Here is a 17,438-nt window from a genome sequence, read left to right on the forward strand (position 1 = left end):
TGATTGCTCTTGCTGTTACGGACTCTGACTGACCGCCGCGTAGGAAGGTTCCGAAGAAAAATAATGTTTCATGCGAGTGCGCCGCCACGGGTTTGGGCAGCATTGCGCAAGGCAGCAATGACCGAGGGTTCCAGGCGCCCTTCGGCGATTTTCACGTCGCGAAGCAGGCAATCCGCGACATCCACCAGCGCACGCTTGTCGGACAATTGCGCGCGATCGACATCGCGCTCGACCACAATCGCGCCGCCGGGATTCTTTACGGTTACCAGGCAGTCTTCCCGCACACCAGAAGTGGTCAGCGTAACCTGATAAGGGCTCAGTGCTTCACTGAGCAATAGGTGGATACTTTCCATCTCGATCACCACTCAATCATTCGAAAAAGGTTCGAAAAACAAAAATGTCACGAAGAGGCTGACATTCAAGTGACCCGTGCTCAAAGCAGAAAGTTCTACCTTTTGTGTAATCCACTGCTTGAGGAAAACGAGCATGCACGGAAAAGATGACAGAGAAAAAACACAGGCTCACACGCTAGAATCCCTGGATTACCTGGGAGCCTGCCTTGAGAGCTGCGTCTGAAACACCTTTGCGCGTCGTCATTGCCGACGATCATCCGATTTTCCTGATTGGCCTGCGCGCCGTGCTTGAGCGTGACCCGCACATCAGCATCGTCGGGGAGGCCAACTCGCCGCAGGTCCTCAATGCGTTGCTGCAAGACTGTGCCTGCGATGTGCTGGTGACCGACTTTATGATGCCTGCCGAGCCCCATGCCGACGGGTTGCGCCTGATCGACCAACTGCGCCGACACTACCCGGACCTGCCGATTGTGGTGGTCACCATGCTCAACAATGCCGGTTTGTTTCACTCGATTCTGGCATTGGGCGTGATGGGCCTTTTGAGCAAGGCCAGCCTGGCCGATGAACTGCCGCAGGCGATTCGTCAGGTCCGCCAGCAACGCACCTACGTGGCCCAGACCATTCGCCAGGCGCTGAGCCTGGCCGGAGAAGTCGGTGCCGATCGCCTGCACTCCCAGGAACAGTTGTCACCCCGGGAGCTGGAGGTGATTCGCCTGTTGGCCACTGGCATGACGGTGGGCCAGATCGCCGCGCACCTGCATCGCAGCAAGCAGACCGTCAGTGCGCAAAAAGTCAGCGCCATGCGCAAACTTGGGCTTGCCAATGATGCCGCTCTGTTTATTTATGTGCAGGAACACGGGCTGGCCTAGCCTGGAACGCAATCCATTGCTTGAGCGCCTCGGCCTCCATCGGCCGGGCAATGAAGCAGCCTTGCAACCACGCCGCCCCCAGCTCACCCACAGCGTGGTAGTCGGCAGCACTTTCAACCCCGGTGACGACCACGGCGATATCCAGACGCGCGGCCATGCTCATGGCCCCCGCCACCACCGCCGCCTTGCGATCGTCATCGGCCATTCCGCAGGCAAACGCCGGGGGGATTTTCAGTTCGGTGAAAGGCAACTCCAGCAAATGCTGCAAGCTGGTGCCACCCATGCCGAAATCCCCGATGGACAACTGGCAACCCAGCATCCGCAGGCGCAGCAAGCCAGTGAGGTGGGCACTGTCGGTTTTCAGCGTTGAGGTTTCCACCAGCTCCAGGGTGAGGCTATGGGCGGGTATGCCGTGAAGTTGCAGCAGCCCCTGCAATATTTGTGGGAAGTGTGTGCGCTCAAGCATACGTCCGGGAATGTTCACCGCCACCGGCAGCACCTGGCCGGTCTCGCCCATGACCTGGTTGGCCAGGCCAAGTGCCTGTTCCAGCACATGCCAGGTAAAGGCCTCTTCCATGCCGGCAAACTCCAACACCGGCAGGAACTCTTCGGGCAGCAGCAATTGAGCGTGCGGCAACTGCCAACGCGCCAGCGCCTCCACCCCTTGCAACACCCCGGCCTGGCTGACGATGGGTTGGTACCAGACCCTGCCGCAGGCTGCGATAGTGGCCTGGCTGACATCCGCCGACGGTGGCAGTTGTTCTCGCGCGCTCAACCCCAGCAACTGGCGCACACGCTCCCAGGACAGCACCGCTGGCCCCGGGCGCAAGTGCCGCTGACAATCGGCCAACACCTGCCCGATCAGCGTTGCCGAAGCCGGCTTGGGCAAGCACGCCAGCACGTTGAGGCCCAATTGCCGGGCCATGTTCGCCACGCCTTCGAGCACATCGGGCTCAGCATTGCTGAGCAGAACCAGCACTTGAGCCAAACGGCGCTCGGCGAGTTCGCGGATCAACTCCAGCCCATCGCCCTGCTCCAGATACAGATCGCAGATGGCGACATCCACCGGGCCTTTGCTGTCCAGGGACTGGCGAGCCGTTTCGACATCTTCAGCAGTCAGTACATTGAACACGCCATTGGCATTGAGCATCTGGTGCAGTGCCATCAGCTGAAACGGGTTGTCTTCGAGGATCAGGACATTGAGAGAGCGCATGGGTCATGGAGTCGGTACTGGGAAAAGTCCTTCACAGTAGCCATAAGACGCGAAGCGTCCCATAGGACGTGTCCGAAATGCTGTCGAGCGGAGCGCACAACTTGGTTGACGCCACCGCTAACCACGATGCGAAGCAAGCCGATCTTGATCTTGACCTGCTTTTGATCTCAGGCGCCCCGTCAAACCACGCTGGCCGGAATTCGACAGGGATTTGGGGGGTAAACCGGCAGGGATGCCGGTTTAGCCGCCCCGCGCCATGGATGGCGCGTGGCGGCGGCCCCCCAAATACCTGTCGGATTACGGGCACACCGAGCCGGGCAAGCCCCCTCCCACATTTGGGACCAATACCATCAGTTAGATACTCATCTGCTGCCAAGCCGTCACGGGAGCAAATCTCCTCCCACATTGCATCGCGTCAGCTATCAGTCCAGATAAGGCTGCAGATCGCGACGAAACACCTTCAACACCTCAGACAACCTCAACCACGGCTCCTCAAGCTCAGCCCCACGCTGCTCCCGCGCGCATTGCTCAAGCACCACACAAGCCTTGGCCAACGGCAGCGCATCCACCAGCGAACAAATACCCTTGAGCCGATGCAGCGCCGCATTCAAGCGCGCCACATCACGCTCGGCCAATGCGCTGGCCAATACCTCATGCTCGTGGTCCAGGCTTTTTGCCAGTTCTTGCAACATGCTATGCAGCACAGGCCCGTCAGCCTGGGTCATGGTACGCAGGGCCTGGATATCAAACGAACGCTGCGGCGCCACCCGCGCCAGCACGCGCGTCCAATCCTCCAGAGTCACCGGCTTGACCAGCAGCTCATCCATACCCGCGTCCTCGCAGCGTCTTTGTTCATCTTTCATCGCGTTCGCCGTGCAACCGATCAACGCACAACGGGGCCGTTGTTCTTCGGTTTCGATACGCCGGACCGCCTCGCTCAAGGCATAGCCGGACATACCCGGCATCTGGCAATCGGTCACCAGCACGTCGAAACGCTGCTCACGCCAACGCTGCAACGCGGCCTCGGCCGAATCCAGAGCAATCACCTGATGCCCCAGGAACTGCAACTGCTGCGCCAGCACCAAGCGGTTGGCCGCCAAATCATCCACCACCAGCACCGACAGGCTACGCCCCGCTGGGGGCAACGCTGGCGCTGGCGTGGCCGGCACATCGTCGGTGCTGACCCGATCAAGGCGCAGGTCGATGCACACCTCGGTGCCCTCACCCACCACGCTTGCCAAATGAATGCGACCGCCCATCAACTCCACCAATTGCTTGCAGATACTCAGGCCCAGCCCGGTGCCGCCATGTTCCGCCGCGGTCAATGCGCTCACTTGGGTAAACGGCTTGAACAACCTTGGCTGCTGTTCGGCGCTGATCCCCGGGCCGCTGTCTTCGACGCACAGGTGCAGGTATTCGGTATCAGACTCATCCCGCTGGCAGGTGACGCTGAGCCGCACCCCGCCCTGCTCGGTAAACTTCAGCGCATTACCCAGCAGGTTGTGCATCACTTGGCGTAAACGCAGCGGATCGAACCAGTAATAGCCCTTGGCCGCAGGATCAAACGCCAGGGTCAAATGCAGGCCCTTTTTTTGCGCCGTGGCTTCGAACAGACGCTGGATGCCTTCGAAAAAACCCTTCAACTCGGTGGTTTGCGGAACCAGTTGCAGGTGACCGGCCTCGATCTTGGCCAGGTCCAGGCTGTCGCCCATCAGCGCGATCAGCTCGCGCGCCGAACGATGGGCCACCTGTAATGCTTCAGAGACGGGCTGGCCGCTTGCCAGGCAGCGTTCCTGCTCCAGCTCGAGCAAACCGATGATGGCGGTCATGGGTGTGCGAATTTCATGACTTAGCGCAGAAAGAAATGCACTTTTGGCGTAGTTCGCTTCGTCGGCAGCCTGGCGGGCATCCATCAGTTGGTGCTCCAGGTCTTTGCGTTCGTTGATATCGATCCAGCCGCCCAGCAGCCCCTGCAAGCGGCCCTGGGCATCGAAGAACGGAACCGTCCACTGGTAAACGTGAAAGCTGCCGCCGTTGAACTCCAGCTCGCGATCGACAAACAACGACTGTTGCGTGGCCAGTTGTTCCATATGGCCGGCGTGCAGGCGCGCCGCCGTGGCCTCGGGCATTACCCCGCTTTCCATCAGCGTCAGCCCCTGAATCAGCTCAAGCCGGGTCGCCAGTTGCTGTTCATAGCTTTTGTTGCAGGTCACCAGCCGCCCGGCCAGGTCGCGCACAAACAGCGGGTTGGGCATGCCGTCGAGCAACGCGCGTTTGAACGCCAATTGGTCATTGAGCCGCTGCTCGGCCTCCAGCCGCTGGCGAATCTGACGCTTGAGCCGGCTGTTCCACACCAGCGATACCAGCACAAACAGCAGCGCCGTGGCCACCATCCAATACGCCCAGGGCGGCACCCGTTGCCAGGCCGGTAGAGGGATCGCCACAGCGCCGATCCAGCGCAGGCGCAGTGCGCTCAACTCGGCCACCGGCAAGGCTTCCAGGGCCTTGTTCAGGATACTCAGCAGCTCAGGCTGGTCCTTGCGTACCGACAAGCAATTGGATGACCACTTGCCGTCGACACTGCGGCCAATACGCAAGCCTTCCTGGGAGTAACTCTGGACCTCCACCTCAGTCTGCAACGTGGCAGCGGCCTCGCCCCGTTGCACCAGTTCGCGGGCCTGGGCGTAATTGTCCACCAGGCGCAGCTTGATCTGCGGGTGCATCTGGCGGATATAACTCTCCAGCACATGGCGCGCCGGCAGCGCCAGGACCTTGCCTTCCAGCTGCTTCAACCCAGTCAGCGGTGTGACATCGGCGCGTTCGACGAACACCCAGCCGGAGCCGCCAAAGCCATGACTGAAGTCAAGCAGCGCCCTGCGCTCCTGATTCGACGCCAGGGTGGTGTTCATCTGCGCCCTGCCGGTTTCCAGCCATTCCAGGGTTTGCGCGGTGGAGTGCACCTCTTCGAAGACAAACTGCAAACCGGTCATGCGCGAAATGCGGTGCAGCAGGTCGACATTCAAACCCACCCAGTGACCGTCCTTGTCCTTGAATATGTAAGGTGACATCTGCTGCGCCACCACCACGACATGGGAATGCTGCAACAGCCAGGTGCGCTCCGAGGCCGACAATTCAACGCGCTCACCCCTGAAGCCGACGCCGAGCCCTGTGGTCCAGCGGCCCAGGATCTCCCGCTGCACCGACTCGTCAATGCTCGCCAAGGCGCGGTTCATCATCGCCCCCAGCAATGGGTCGGCCTGGCGGGTGGCGAAAGCAAAGCCGATGGGCGCCAGCCGACTTTGTTCCTTGATCTGCAACCCCAGGTAAGGCCGCAGCGATTTGTAGGCCCGCACAATCACTTCATTGCCGATAAACGCATCGGCATCACCTTGCTTGAGCGCCTCCAGGCCGCTGTAGAGGTTGGGCGCGAGCATGATGTGGCTATCGGGGTAGGCCGCCTGCACGTTGTGCACATTGGCGTAGCCATCGAGCAATACGACTTTCTTGCCCGCCAGGTCGTCCTCTTGAAGCTCATCGCGACGCAGCACCACCACTGACCGATCGGGCATGTAGTCCTGGGTGAACTGCAAGCCGGGCACATCGCGCTCATAGCCGTTGGCGCTGGTCAGGATATCGATGGCTCCACTGCGCAGCGCCTCGACCGCCTGGGCCCGCTCGGCAAAGCCCAGCACCTGCATCGGCACCTGCAAGCGCGCGCCGACCAGGCTCAGGTAATCGGCACTGATACCCTGGTAGCGGTTGCGGTCGCGGGTGATATCGATCGGCTGATAGTCATCAATGGAAATACCCACCTTCAACGTCCGATGCGTCGCCAGCCACTGCTGCTCTGCGGGCGCCAGGGGCAAAGGCTCAAGCGGGATAAACGCCGGCACCAGCTTGAAAGGCAGGCTGACGGCCGCCAGGCTTACCGGTAGTTGGGTAAGCCACAGCATGCACATCAGCCGCACTGTCCATTGAATCAAAACCTGCACCGATTTGGCTTCCTTGATTGGGCGAAGGAACAAGTATGGCTCGCCAAAATAAAAAAGCCCGTCACGAGGACGGGCTTGGCCGACTGCAAAAAAGCTAACTGCCGGATGTAATCTGATCAACCGCGGGCATCAGAGCGGCTTGCCACGATTGCCATGCTGGCTGACAAACGCCTGCACCGCCTTCAGGTCGTTAGCCAGCACGGTGCAGCGCTCTTCACGCTCGAACAGGTCGGCCAGGTGCTCCGGCAATTCCAGCGCCTTGCCAACACCGGCCTTCTCCACCGCTTCGGGGAATTTGACCGGGTGCGCGGTACCCAGGATCACCATTGGAATATCCAGGCTACGGCGGCATTCGCGCGCAGCCTTCACGCCGATAGCCGTGTGGGGGTCGAGCACTTCGCCGGTCTGGGCATAGACCTCGGCAATGGTTTCGCACGTCTGCGCATCGTCCACGGCCAGGGAGTCGAACAACTTGCGGGTTTCGGTCCAGCGTTCTTGTTCGACGCTGAAACCGCCACCCTGCTTGAAGCTGCTCATCAGCTCGGCCAGCGCCGCGCCATTGCGACCGTGCATGTCGAACAGCAAGCGTTCGAAGTTAGACGACACCATGATGTCCATGGATGGCGACAGGGTGGCGTGCAGGGTTTCCTTGACGTACTGGTTGCCGCTCATGAAGCGGTGCAGGATGTCATTGCGGTTGGTAGCAACGATCAACTGATTGATCGGCAGGCCCATGTTGCGTGCCAGATAACCGGCGAAGATGTCGCCGAAGTTGCCGGTCGGCACCGAGAACGACACCGAACGCGCCGGGCCGCCCAGCTGCAGGGAGGCGTGGAAGTAGTAGACGATCTGGGCCATGATCCGCGCCCAGTTGATCGAGTTCACCGCCACCAGGCGTGTGCCCTTGAGGAAGCTCTGGTCAGCGAAGCTGTTCTTGACCATTTCCTGGCAGTCATCGAAGTTGCCTTCGATGGCGATGTTGTGGATGTTCTCACCGAAGATGGTGGTCATCTGGCGACGTTGCACCTCCGACACGCGCTTGTGCGGGTGCAGGATGAAGATGTCGACGTTTTCGCAGTGCTTGCACCCTTCGATGGCAGCCGAACCGGTGTCACCGGAGGTGGCGCCGATGATCACCACGCGCTCGCCGCGCTTTTCCAGCACGTAGTCCAGCAGGCGCCCCAGCAGTTGCAGGGCGAAGTCCTTGAACGCCAGGGTCGGGCCGTGGAACAGCTCCAGCACCCACTCGTTGCCGTTCAGCTGGCGCAAAGGCGCGATGGCGCTGTGGGCAAACACGCCGTACGTCTCTTCCAGGATCTTCTTGAAGTCCGCATCCGGAATGCTGCCGGTGACGAACGGGCGCATTACCCGGAACGCCAGCTCGTAGTACGGCAGGCCGGCCCAGGAAGCGATTTCTTCCTGGGTGAAGCGTGGCAGGTTTTCCGGCACGTACAGGCCGCCGTCGGTGGCAAGGCCTGCCAGCAGGACGTCTTCGAAATTCAGGGCCGGTGCCTGGCCGCGGGTGCTGATGTAACGCATGAGTGGCTCCTCTAAAACATTCTCGAACAGAGGCCGCCGAAGGTGCGGGGCCCCTGGAACAAATCGGTTAGTTCAAGTGCTCGACGCGAATGCGCACCACCGGGCCGACCACACCTTGCAGGGCTTCGAGGGCGTGGATGGCATCGTTGATATGCTGCTCGAGCACGCGATGGGTCAGCAGGATCATCGGCACCTGGCCGTTTTGCTCCTCGACTTCCTTCTGCATGATCGATTCGATGTTGATACCGCGCTCCGACAGAATGCTGGCGACCTGGGCCAGCACGCCCGGATGGTCCTGGGCCTGGATGCGCAGGTAGTAGGCGCTTTCGCAGGCTTCGATCGGCAGGATCGGGTGGGCCGACAGCGAGTCCGGCTGGAAGGCCAGGTGCGGCACGCGGTTTTCCGGGTCGCTGGTCATGGCGCGAACCACATCCACCAGGTCGGCGATCACCGACGAAGCGGTCGGCTCCATGCCGGCACCGGCGCCGTAGAACAGGGTGGAACCGGCGGCGTCACCGTTGACCATCACCGCGTTCATCACGCCGTTGACGTTGGCGATCAGGCGGTCGGCTGGAATCAGCGTCGGGTGCACACGCAACTCGATACCGGCCGGGGTGCTGCGCGCCACGCCCAGGTGCTTGATGCGGTAGCCCAGGGCTTCGGCGTAATTCACGTCGGCGGTGGTCAGCTTGGTGATACCTTCGGTGTAGGCTTTGTCGAATTGCAGCGGGATACCAAAGGCGATGGAGGCCAGGATGGTCAGCTTGTGTGCCGCGTCGATGCCTTCCACGTCAAAGGTCGGGTCGGCCTCGGCGTAACCCAGGGCCTGGGCTTCGGCCAGTACGTCTTCGAAGGTACGGCCTTTCTCGCGCATTTCGGTGAGGATGAAGTTACCGGTGCCGTTGATGATGCCGGCCACCCAGTTGATGCGGTTGGCAGACAGGCCCTCACGGATCGCCTTGATCACCGGGATACCGCCGGCCACCGCGGCTTCGAACGCCACGATCACGCCCTTCTCGCGAGCCTTGGCGAAGATCTCGTTGCCGTGCACGGCGATCAGCGCCTTGTTGGCGGTGACCACGTGCTTGCCGTGCTCGATGGCCTTGAGCACCAGCTCGCGGGCCACGGTGTAGCCGCCTACCAGCTCGATGACGATATCGATCTCAGGGTTGGTGGCCACGGCGAATACATCGTTGGTAATCGCAATACCGGTCGTTTCGAACTGAGGCTTTGGCGAACGCGTGGCAATTTGCGCCACTTCAATCCCGCGACCTGCGCGGCGGGAAATTTCTTCAGCGTTACGCTGAAGTACGTTGAAGGTACCGCCACCGACGGTCCCTAACCCACAGATGCCTACTTTGACCGGTTTCACTGAAGAACTCCCCATGAAACGGCCGACGCTAGGTCGGCCGTGAAAACAGCCGCACAACTGCGGCTCTCAATTAATGACCCGTCGACAGTTCGGCGGGTCATGATCGTCAAAGGCTCGACGATTAATGCTTACTTGGCACCCAGTGCCAGTTTGGCAACTTGCGGCGCCGGCTGGTAGCCCGGAATCACCTGGCCGTCGGCCAAAACGATGGCCGGTGTACCGTTCACACCAATGGACTGGCCCAGGGCGAACTGCTTGGAAACCGGGTTGGCGCATTTGGCCGATTTGATTTCCTTGCCGTCGACCATCTTGTCCATGGCGGCCTTCTTGTCGGCCGAGCACCATACGGCTTGCAACTGCTCGTCACCCGGCGAACCCAGGCCCTGGCGCGGGAACGCTACATAGCGCACTTCCACACCCAGCTTGTTCAGTGCCGGTATCTCGGCGTGCAGCTTGTGGCAGTACGGGCAGGTGGTGTCGGTGAACACGGTGATGTGGGTCTTGGTTTCGCCGATGGCGGGGTAAACCACGGTTTCAGCCACCGGGATGCCGTTGATCAGCTTTGACACGCCCAGGCGCTCGGCCTTCTCGGTCAGGTTGACCGGCTTGCCGTCCTTGAGCTGGAACAGGTAGCCCTGCACGATGTACTGCCCATCGGCACTGGCGTACAGCACACGGCTGCCCTTGAGCTTGACTTCATACAGGCCGGCCATGGGGCTGGCGCTGATGCTTTCGATCGGGGTGTCGAGCGCCAGGTTGGCCAGGCTCTTGCGAATGGTCTGCTCGGCCGCATCATCGGCGACAGCAAAGGTGGAAACCAACGCAATGGCTGCGGCGGCAATAATCTGGGTCAAGCGCATGGGAACTCCTGAAGGCAGAGGCAGGGACGGGAGCAGAATACTGATCTGGAACACAACGGGTGCCGTCCCCTTTGCGAACCGGCAAAGCCTACCACAGTTGGGCGGGAGGGCAGACCGCGACAAGTAAAATGGGCCATTTCTGACGTTTTTATCCGCGCGGGTGATGCTTGGCGTGCATATCCTGCAAACGTGCGCGTGCCACATGGGTGTAGATCTGGGTTGTGGATAAGTCGCTGTGCCCGAGCAGCATCTGTACCACACGCAAATCGGCACCATGGTTGAGCAAATGGGTGGCGAACGCATGGCGCAGTGTGTGAGGCGACAGGGCCTTGCCGATTCCAGCCACTTTGGCCTGGTGCTTGATGCGGTGCCAGAAGGTCTGGCGGGTCATCTGCTCGCCGCGCAGGCTGGGAAACAGCACATCACTGGGGCGCCCACCGAGCAATTCGTGGCGCGCATCGCGCATGTAGCGCTCGACCCACACAATCGCCTCCTCGCCCATGGGCACCAGCCGCTCCTTGCTGCCCTTGCCCATCACACGCAATACGCCCTGGCGCAGGTTGACCTGCTCCAGCGTCAGGCTGATCAGTTCGGTCACCCGTAGGCCGCAGGCGTAGAGCACTTCCAGCATGGCGCGATCACGTTGGCCGATGGCTTCGCTGAGATCCGGCGCAGCCAGCAAAGCCTCCACGTCAGCTTCCGACAAAGACTTAGGAAGAGGCCTGCCTAATTGCGGCATATCGACTTGTAGAGTTGGATCGGTCGCGATGAGCTTTTCCCTCAACAGGTAGCGATAAAAGCCACGCACGCCGGAGAGAAACCGTGCGGTGGAGCGCGGCTTGTAGTTCTGCTCCAGGCGCCAGGCCAGGTGATCGAGGATCAGCTCGCGCCCGGCGTTGATCAGCTCAAGGTTTTTTTCCTGCAACCAGCCATTGAACAGGGCCAGATCACTGCGGTAGGCCTGGCGCGTGTTATCCGAGAGGCCTTTTTCCAGCCAGAGGGCGTCGAGGAAACGGTCGATCAAAGGGTGGTCGATGGCGGGCATGGGTACTCAAAGCGGCGCAGCATGGGGGCTGTGCGAATTATTTAGTGAACTGTGACAAGGGCCGCTAGTCTTTCATAGCCCGCTACTTCAAGGAACAGGAAGCTTCAATGAATGAACAACAGATTTTGCTGGCCTTTGGTGGTATTGGAGTAGCGGCGCTGGGCTGCCAATGGCTGGCCTGGCGGCTCAAGTTGCCGGCGATCCTGTTTCTGTTATTGACGGGTATTTTGGCGGGGCCTGTACTGGGCTGGCTCGACCCGCAGGAGATGTTCGGCCCTCTGTTAATGCCGTTGGTGTCCCTGGCCGTGGCGTTGATCCTGTTCGAAGGCAGCCTGACCCTGCACCTGTCGGAATGGAAGGAAATCGGCAGCGTGGTGCATCGCCTGGTCACGGTCGGTGCCCTGTCGACTTGGGCGGTGATCACCCTGGCCACGCACTGGCTGCTGGGCTTTGACTGGATGCTCGCCCTGCTGTTCGGCACCCTGACCCTGGTGACCGGGCCGACCGTGATCGTGCCGATGCTGCGCGTGGTACGCCCCAAAGCCTCCATCGCCAATATCCTGCGCTGGGAAGGCATCGTCATCGACCCGATCGGCGCGCTGCTGGCGGTAGTGGTCTACAGCTTCATTATTGCCCGGGCTTCGGGCGACGGCTTGAGCCATAGCCTGCTGACCTTTGGCGGCGTCATCCTCTGCGGTAGCCTGTTCGGGATCGCCGGCGGCTGGGTACTGGGGCAGATCATGCGCCGGCAGTGGTTGCCGGAATACCTGCATAACCTCGCGACGCTGGCCGGTGTGCTGGGCATCTTTATCGCTGCCAACCAGGTGATGCATGAGTCCGGCCTGCTGGCGGTCACGCTGATGGGCATGTGGATGGCGAACATGAAGGGTGTGGATGTAAGACACATCCTGCACTTCAAGGAAAACCTCAGTGTGCTGCTGATTTCCGGGCTGTTCATCCTGCTGGCGGCGCGCCTGGACCTGAATGCCTTGATCGCCCTGGGGCCATTCGTACTGATTCTGCTGGTGATCATCCAGTTTATTGCACGCCCACTGAACGTAGCGCTCTCAACCTTTGGCTCCGGACTGAACTGGCGCGAGCGTGCGCTGCTGGCCTGGATCGCACCACGGGGGATTGTGGCGGCGGCGGTGTCGGCGATCTTTGCGATTCGCCTGGATGAGGCAGGGCATGAAGGCGTGTTATTGCTGGTGCCGCTGACCTTCGCGGTGATCATCGGCACCGTGGTGCTGCAAAGCGCCACGGCACGCCCCTTGGCGCGCCTGCTGAAAGTCGCCGAGCCTGCGCCCAGCGGTTTCCTGATCGTCGGCGCGAACGGCCCGGCGCGGGCACTCGGCAAGGCGTTGCAACAATTGGGCAGCCGCGTGTTGCTGACGGATTCCAGCTGGGAAAATATCCGCGCCAGTCGCATGGAGGGCCTGCCGACCTACTTCGGCAACCCCGCCTCCCAACATGCCGAGTCCCATCTGGATCTGGTCGGCCTGGGGCATTTGCTCGCGCTCTCCCCGTCCGGCGAGCTGAACGCCTTGGCGACCATGCGTTTTCGCCATGATTTCGGCCATCGCCTGTTCGCCCTGGCCAGCAGCCAGGAAAGCCGCCGCACCGACAAACACAAGGCCAGCCACGAACACCGCGGCCACCTGCTGGGCAGCCAACCCCTGAGCTATACCAAACTGGCCAGCCTGTTGGGCCAGGGCGCCGAACTGTATAGCACCAACCTCACCGACGGCTTTGGCTGGGAGCAGTACCAGGCGTTGCACGGGGAGCGCGCCACCTTGCTGTTTGCCCGGGACACCAGCGGCTGGGTGCATGTGGTCACGCCCGAGAGCAGCTTGAAGCCCGCGGCCGGCTGGACCCTGCTGGCGGTGATTCAACCGGAGAACGGCAGCGCCACGTAATCAGTCGGCAAACCCAGGCAGTACCGGTACAGGGCGTTTGTCCGCGTCAATCGCGACAAAGCTGAACACGCCCTGGATCGCCTTTTCACGGCCATCAGCGCTCATGCTCTCGACAAACACTTCCACTTCAACCTTGAGGCTGGTGTTGCCGACTTTGATCACCCGGCCGATCAGCTCAACGATGGAGCCGGCCGGGATTGCGTGATTGAAGTCGATACGGTCGGTGGAGACCGTCACCAAAGGCAAGCGACAGAAGCGCGTGGCGGCGATGAACGACACTTCGTCCATCCATGCCAAGGCGGTGCCGCCGAACAGGGTGTTGTGGTGGTTGGTGGTCGGCGGGAACACGGCCTTGGTCACGCGGGTGACGGACAGGTCGGTGCGGCGCTGAATTTCTTCGAGACGGGTGGTCATGGTCAATACCGGCAAATGGACAAATTTCAGACACAAAAAAGCAGCCCGTAGGCTGCTTTTTTCTGCATCGGGAAGCTGGACTTAAGCCAGTTTTTCCTTGATGCGAGCTGCTTTACCGGACAGGTCACGCAGGTAGTACAGCTTGGCTTTACGTACGTCACCGCGACGCTTGACGGCCATGCTGTCGATTTGCGGGCTGTAGGTCTGGAAAGTACGCTCTACGCCAACACCGTTGGAGATTTTACGAACAGTGAAAGCACTGTTCACACCACGGTTACGCTTGGCGATTACCACGCCTTCGAACGCTTGCAGACGCGAACGGTCGCCTTCCTTCACTTTCACCTGAACGACAATGGTGTCGCCCGGGGCAAAGGTAGGGATCTCTTTGGTCATCTGCTCTGCTTCGAGTGCAAGGATGATTTTGTTAGTCATGCTGTGCTCCTAAGGTAAGTCAATGGACCTACCATCGATACGTTGTTAACTATCGTCCCGCGCGAGGATGTATTCCTCGAGCAGCTTCTTCTCTTCTCCAGAAAGCGAGCGGCTTTCCAGAAGATCGGCGCGTCGTTCATAGGTCCGACCAAGGGACTGCTGTAAACGCCAACGCCGGATATGTGCGTGATTGCCACTTAGCAATACGTCGGGAACACGCTGATCCGCATACACCTCCGGTCGGGTGTAGTGCGGGCAATCCAGCAAACCATCCGTGAAGGAATCCTCCTCCGCAGAGTCCACATGCCCTAAAGCTCCAGGCAGCAGTCGTGTAACCGCATCTATCAGGACCATTGCCGGCAGCTCGCCACCAGACAATACATAGTCCCCAATCGACCACTCTTCATCGACATGAGCTTCAATAAAACGCTCGTCAATGCCTTCATAGCGACCGGCAATCAGGATCAAACTTTCCTCATTCGCCAGTTCGCGTACCGCCGCCTGTTTCAGCTGACGGCCTTGAGGGGACAGGTAAATTACCTTCGCCTTCTCCCCGGCGGCTGCCTTGGCCTGAACCAATGCATCTTCCAGGGGCTTGATCTTCATCACCATGCCCGGGCCACCGCCAAATGGGCGATCGTCCACAGTGTGATGTCGATCCGTCGTGTAGTCTCGCGGGTTCCAACAGGTGAGCTGCAACAGCCCCTGTTTCACCGCCCGACTGGTGATGCCGTACTCGCTGATGGCGGAAAACATCTCGGGAAACAAACTGATCACTTCAATGCGCAAATTAGCCACGCTTAGAAGTCCGCGTCCCATTCCACCTTCATCTCGCCCGCTGCCAGGTCGACGGCCAACACGCATTGCTCGGTATAGGGCAACAGGCGTTCGCGATCATCCAGGCTGCCAGCGCAAGGCTTGACCACCATTACATCATTGGCGCCGGTTTCCAGAAGATGATCGATTTTCCCCAGCAATTGCCCGAGTTGATCGATAACCTTCAGACCTTCGAGCTGGTACCAGTAGTACTCGCCGTCGGTCAATTCAGGGAACAGGTTGCGCGGCACGCAGATCTCATAACCGGCCAGAAGACGAGCTTCTTCACGGTCATCAAGACCCTTGAGCTTTGCGACCAGGAACTTATCGCTCCCGCGTCCACTGACCAGCTCAACCTGCTTCACACTCCCCTCGCGCTTGAGCGTCCAGGTTTTGTACTGCAACAGGTTTTCAGTCGGATCAGTAAAGGAATACACCTTCACTTCGCCGCGAACGCCATGAACAGAGTAAATCTTGCCGATAACGATCAAATCATCAGCAACAGCTGGCGTCGCGTTCATATTGCTCAGGCTGCGGCCTTAGCCGAGTCCTTCAACAGTTTTGCAACGCGCTCGGATGGCTGTGCGCCAACGCTCAGCCAGTAGGCTACGCGCTCTTGGTTCACGGACAGACGAACTTCTTGACCACGAGCAACAGGGTTGAAGAAACCAACCTGTTCCTTGTGCGAACCGTCGCGCGGGTTGCGGCTGTCGGTTACGGTCAAGTGGTAAAACGGGCGCTTTTTGGAGCCGCCAAGGGCAAGACGGATTGTTAGCATGTGAACATCGTTCCTGTAGTCGGTGCTGCAAATCTAAATGCACAGCGGGCATAGGTGCCCGAAAGGCCGCATATTCTAAGGAATATCCGGACTTTTGCAAATGTCTTTTTCTGGCGCCTATCAGCGTGCCATTCAGATCTGCTATAGAGCCGTCGGTTAAAACGGCGAGTCAGCGCCCGCCAACGGCGGGTTTGCTGGAGATCCCACATCCCTGTGGGTCGGAGCAGGAGCCGGGCTCCCGCTCGAATACTTTACATTTTCGGCATGCCGCCGCCGGGCAACATACCGCCCATGCCGCGCATCATCTTGGCCATCCCGCCTTTGGCGGAGAATTTCTTCATCATCTTCTGCATCTGCTTGTGCTGCTTGATCAAGCGACCGATGTCCTGCACCTGGGTGCCGGAACCCATGGCGATCCGGCGCTTGCGCGAACCGCTGATCAGCTCAGGGTCGCGGCGCTCGGCCGGGGTCATGGAGTTGATGATGGCTTCCATCTGCTTGAACTGCTTCTCTGCCGCGCCCTGGGCATTGCCCATTTGCGCCAGGTTCACACCGCCGATGTTGGGCAGCTTGTCCATCAGGCCGCCGAGGCCGCCCATGTTCTTCATCTGTTGCAACTGGTCACGGAAGTCTTCGAGGTCGAAGCCCTTGCCCTTCTTCAGCTTCTTGGCCAGCTTGTCGGCCTTGTCCTTGTCGAGCGTGGCTTCGGCCTGTTCGATCAGGCTGAGCACGTCACCCATGCCGAGGATACGCGAGGCGATACGCTCGGGGTGGAACGGTTCGAGCGCGTCGCTCTTCTCGCCCATACCGATGAACTTGATCGGCTTGCCAGTAATGGCACGTACCGACAGCGCGGCACCGCCGCGTGCGTCGCCGTCGACCTTGGTAAGGATCACGCCGGTCAGCGGCAGCGCATCACCAAAGGCCTTGGCGGTGTTGGCCGCATCCTGGCCGGTCATGGCATCGACCACGAACAAGGTTTCGACCGGGTTGATCGCGGCATGCAGCGCCTTGATCTCGCCCATCATCTCTTCGTCGATGTGCAGGCGACCGGCGGTATCGACGATGACCACGTCGATGAACTTGAGCTTGGCTTCTTTAATAGCCGCGTTGGCAATGTCGACCGGCTTCTGGCTCAGGTCGGACGGGAAGAAGGTCACACCCACTTCGCCCGCGAGCATTTCCAACTGCTTGATGGCCGCCGGACGGTACACGTCGGCCGACACCACCATCACGGATTTCTTCTTGCGCTCTTTAAGGAAGCGCGCCAGCTTGCCGGCGGTGGTGGTCTTACCCGCGCCTTGCAGGCCGGCCATCAATACGACGGCTGGCGGCACGGCGCTCAGGTTCAAGTCTTCGTTGGCCGCGCCCATCAGGCTTTCGAGTTCGGCCTGGACGACCTTCACGAAGGCCTGGCCCGGGGTCAGGCTGCGGGACACTTCGGTGCCGACCGCGCGCTCTTTGACCGAGTTGACGAAATCCTTCACCACCGGCAAGGCCACGTCGGCTTCCAGCAACGCCATGCGCACTTCACGCAGGGTGTCTTTAATATTGTCCTCGGTCAGCTTGGCCTTGCCGGTAACGTGGCGCAGCGTCTGCGAGAGACGGTCAGTCAAGTTTTCAAACATGCGCGATCCTTTCAGGCCCTACTCATCGAAATGCAGGTAGACCGAGGTAATGGCGGCCCAGGCTGTGGTCAATCGCTATTAAAAACAGCGCTCGCCGAGCCTGCGGCGTGGGCAGGTCGCGGATTATAGCGAAGACTGCGCCCATGCACACCCGCTGTCTGGCCCGGGAGTCTTTCTTGCAGCGCAGGTGTGTGCCAAACTCAACGCCTTT

At 60.4% G+C, this 17,438-nt stretch carries 15 protein-coding genes; 2 read left to right on the top strand and 13 right to left on the bottom strand.

Going from position 1 to position 17,438, the window contains the following annotated elements; all coding sequences use genetic code 11:
- Nucleotides 1-68 precede the first annotated feature (68 nt).
- Nucleotides 69-353 (bottom strand): DUF3509 domain-containing protein, encoded by a 285-nt coding sequence (locus LJX92_RS21415; protein WP_032803962.1) that lies wholly within the window; start codon nucleotides 351-353, stop codon nucleotides 69-71.
- Nucleotides 354-559: 206 nt separating this feature from the next.
- Here LJX92_RS21415 and LJX92_RS21420 point away from each other — a divergent pair, with 206 nt between their 5' ends.
- Nucleotides 560-1,222 carry a response regulator transcription factor gene (locus LJX92_RS21420; RefSeq protein WP_228308924.1) on the top strand — a complete coding sequence of 221 codons (663 nt, stop codon included), beginning with the start codon at nucleotides 560-562 and terminating at the stop codon, nucleotides 1,220-1,222.
- On the opposite strand, the gene LJX92_RS21425 is transcribed toward LJX92_RS21420, so the two are convergent.
- The 6 genes from LJX92_RS21425 to xerD all read right to left on the bottom strand — a co-directional run bounded on the left by LJX92_RS21425 (nucleotide 1,191) and on the right by xerD (nucleotide 11,243).
- On the bottom strand, nucleotides 1,191-2,435 hold the full coding sequence (locus tag LJX92_RS21425) for an EAL domain-containing protein (RefSeq protein WP_032879641.1): 1,245 nt from the start codon (nucleotides 2,433-2,435) through the stop codon (nucleotides 1,191-1,193). The genes LJX92_RS21420 and LJX92_RS21425 overlap by 32 nt on opposite strands.
- 422 nt (nucleotides 2,436-2,857) lie before the next feature.
- Nucleotides 2,858-6,427: an ATP-binding protein gene (locus tag LJX92_RS21430; RefSeq protein ID WP_228308925.1), complete on the bottom strand. Its 3,570-nt coding sequence runs from the start codon at nucleotides 6,425-6,427 to the stop codon at nucleotides 2,858-2,860.
- A gap of 129 nt (nucleotides 6,428-6,556) precedes the next feature.
- Nucleotides 6,557-7,966 carry a threonine synthase gene (gene thrC, locus LJX92_RS21435; RefSeq protein ID WP_032879637.1) on the bottom strand — a complete coding sequence of 470 codons (1,410 nt, stop codon included), beginning with the start codon at nucleotides 7,964-7,966 and terminating at the stop codon, nucleotides 6,557-6,559.
- Between the two features lie 67 nt (nucleotides 7,967-8,033).
- Entirely contained in the window at nucleotides 8,034-9,338 is a 1,305-nt protein-coding gene (locus LJX92_RS21440; protein WP_005791086.1) for a homoserine dehydrogenase, read from the bottom strand.
- A 128-nt stretch (nucleotides 9,339-9,466) separates the two neighbouring features.
- Nucleotides 9,467-10,198: a thioredoxin fold domain-containing protein gene (locus LJX92_RS21445; RefSeq protein ID WP_005791088.1), complete on the bottom strand. Its 732-nt coding sequence runs from the start codon at nucleotides 10,196-10,198 to the stop codon at nucleotides 9,467-9,469.
- 148 nt (nucleotides 10,199-10,346) lie between these two features.
- Nucleotides 10,347-11,243 carry a site-specific tyrosine recombinase XerD gene (gene xerD, locus LJX92_RS21450; RefSeq protein WP_078822235.1) on the bottom strand — a complete coding sequence of 299 codons (897 nt, stop codon included), beginning with the start codon at nucleotides 11,241-11,243 and terminating at the stop codon, nucleotides 10,347-10,349.
- Nucleotides 11,244-11,350: 107 nt separating this feature from the next.
- On the opposite strand from xerD, the gene LJX92_RS21455 reads away from it, so the two are divergent.
- Entirely contained in the window at nucleotides 11,351-13,159 is a 1,809-nt protein-coding gene (locus tag LJX92_RS21455; RefSeq protein WP_228308926.1) for a cation:proton antiporter, read from the top strand.
- Here the strand turns inward: LJX92_RS21455 and LJX92_RS21460 are convergent, their stop codons facing one another.
- The 6 genes from LJX92_RS21460 to ffh form a co-directional block, all read right to left on the bottom strand.
- A complete protein-coding gene (locus LJX92_RS21460; RefSeq protein WP_005791095.1) occupies nucleotides 13,160-13,573 on the bottom strand; it encodes an acyl-CoA thioesterase in 414 nt (137 codons plus the stop codon).
- 81 nt (nucleotides 13,574-13,654) lie between these two features.
- Nucleotides 13,655-14,005 carry a 50S ribosomal protein L19 gene (gene rplS / locus LJX92_RS21465; RefSeq protein ID WP_003175895.1) on the bottom strand — a complete coding sequence of 117 codons (351 nt, stop codon included), beginning with the start codon at nucleotides 14,003-14,005 and terminating at the stop codon, nucleotides 13,655-13,657.
- 45 nt (nucleotides 14,006-14,050) lie between these two features.
- The gene (gene trmD, locus LJX92_RS21470; protein ID WP_173664496.1) at nucleotides 14,051-14,824 is read right to left on the bottom strand and encodes a tRNA (guanosine(37)-N1)-methyltransferase TrmD; all 774 of its coding nucleotides are present in this window, start codon (nucleotides 14,822-14,824) and stop codon (nucleotides 14,051-14,053) included.
- Nucleotides 14,806-15,342, bottom strand: coding sequence for a ribosome maturation factor RimM (rimM, locus tag LJX92_RS21475; RefSeq protein ID WP_003175898.1), 537 nt, complete (start codon nucleotides 15,340-15,342; stop codon nucleotides 14,806-14,808). The genes trmD and rimM overlap by 19 nt, the downstream gene beginning before the upstream one ends.
- Before the next feature lie 5 nt (nucleotides 15,343-15,347).
- A complete protein-coding gene (gene rpsP, locus LJX92_RS21480; RefSeq protein ID WP_003175899.1) occupies nucleotides 15,348-15,599 on the bottom strand; it encodes a 30S ribosomal protein S16 in 252 nt (83 codons plus the stop codon).
- A gap of 251 nt (nucleotides 15,600-15,850) precedes the next feature.
- Nucleotides 15,851-17,227, bottom strand: a complete 1,377-nt coding sequence (ffh, locus tag LJX92_RS21485) for a signal recognition particle protein (RefSeq protein WP_017139724.1) — start codon at nucleotides 17,225-17,227, stop codon at nucleotides 15,851-15,853.
- Nucleotides 17,228-17,438 lie beyond the last annotated feature (211 nt).

Source organism: Pseudomonas sp. HN8-3 (assembly GCF_020790195.1).
In the GTDB taxonomy this organism is placed as follows: domain Bacteria; phylum Pseudomonadota; class Gammaproteobacteria; order Pseudomonadales; family Pseudomonadaceae; genus Aquipseudomonas; species Aquipseudomonas synxantha_A.

What these genes read in the sequence shown, in the direction of transcription:
- trmD (WP_173664496.1), bottom strand. Translation starts at nt 14,824, where the DNA reads ATGGGACGCGGACTTCTAAGCGTGGCTAATTTGCGCATTGAAGTGATC.
- rpsP (WP_003175899.1), bottom strand. Translation starts at nt 15,599, where the DNA reads ATGCTAACAATCCGTCTTGCCCTTGGCGGCTCCAAAAAGCGCCCGTTT.
- ffh (WP_017139724.1), bottom strand. Translation starts at nt 17,227, where the DNA reads ATGTTTGAAAACTTGACTGACCGTCTCTCGCAGACGCTGCGCCACGTT.
- thrC (WP_032879637.1), bottom strand. Translation starts at nt 7,966, where the DNA reads ATGCGTTACATCAGCACCCGCGGCCAGGCACCGGCCCTGAATTTCGAA.
- rplS (WP_003175895.1), bottom strand. Translation starts at nt 14,005, where the DNA reads ATGACTAACAAAATCATCCTTGCACTCGAAGCAGAGCAGATGACCAAA.
- LJX92_RS21445 (WP_005791088.1), bottom strand. Translation starts at nt 10,198, where the DNA reads ATGCGCTTGACCCAGATTATTGCCGCCGCAGCCATTGCGTTGGTTTCC.
- xerD (WP_078822235.1), bottom strand. Translation starts at nt 11,243, where the DNA reads ATGCCCGCCATCGACCACCCTTTGATCGACCGTTTCCTCGACGCCCTC.
- LJX92_RS21455 (WP_228308926.1), top strand. Translation starts at nt 11,351, where the DNA reads ATGAATGAACAACAGATTTTGCTGGCCTTTGGTGGTATTGGAGTAGCG.
- LJX92_RS21460 (WP_005791095.1), bottom strand. Translation starts at nt 13,573, where the DNA reads ATGACCACCCGTCTCGAAGAAATTCAGCGCCGCACCGACCTGTCCGTC.
- rimM (WP_003175898.1), bottom strand. Translation starts at nt 15,342, where the DNA reads ATGAACGCGACGCCAGCTGTTGCTGATGATTTGATCGTTATCGGCAAG.
- LJX92_RS21425 (WP_032879641.1), bottom strand. Translation starts at nt 2,435, where the DNA reads ATGCGCTCTCTCAATGTCCTGATCCTCGAAGACAACCCGTTTCAGCTG.
- LJX92_RS21415 (WP_032803962.1), bottom strand. Translation starts at nt 353, where the DNA reads ATGGAAAGTATCCACCTATTGCTCAGTGAAGCACTGAGCCCTTATCAG.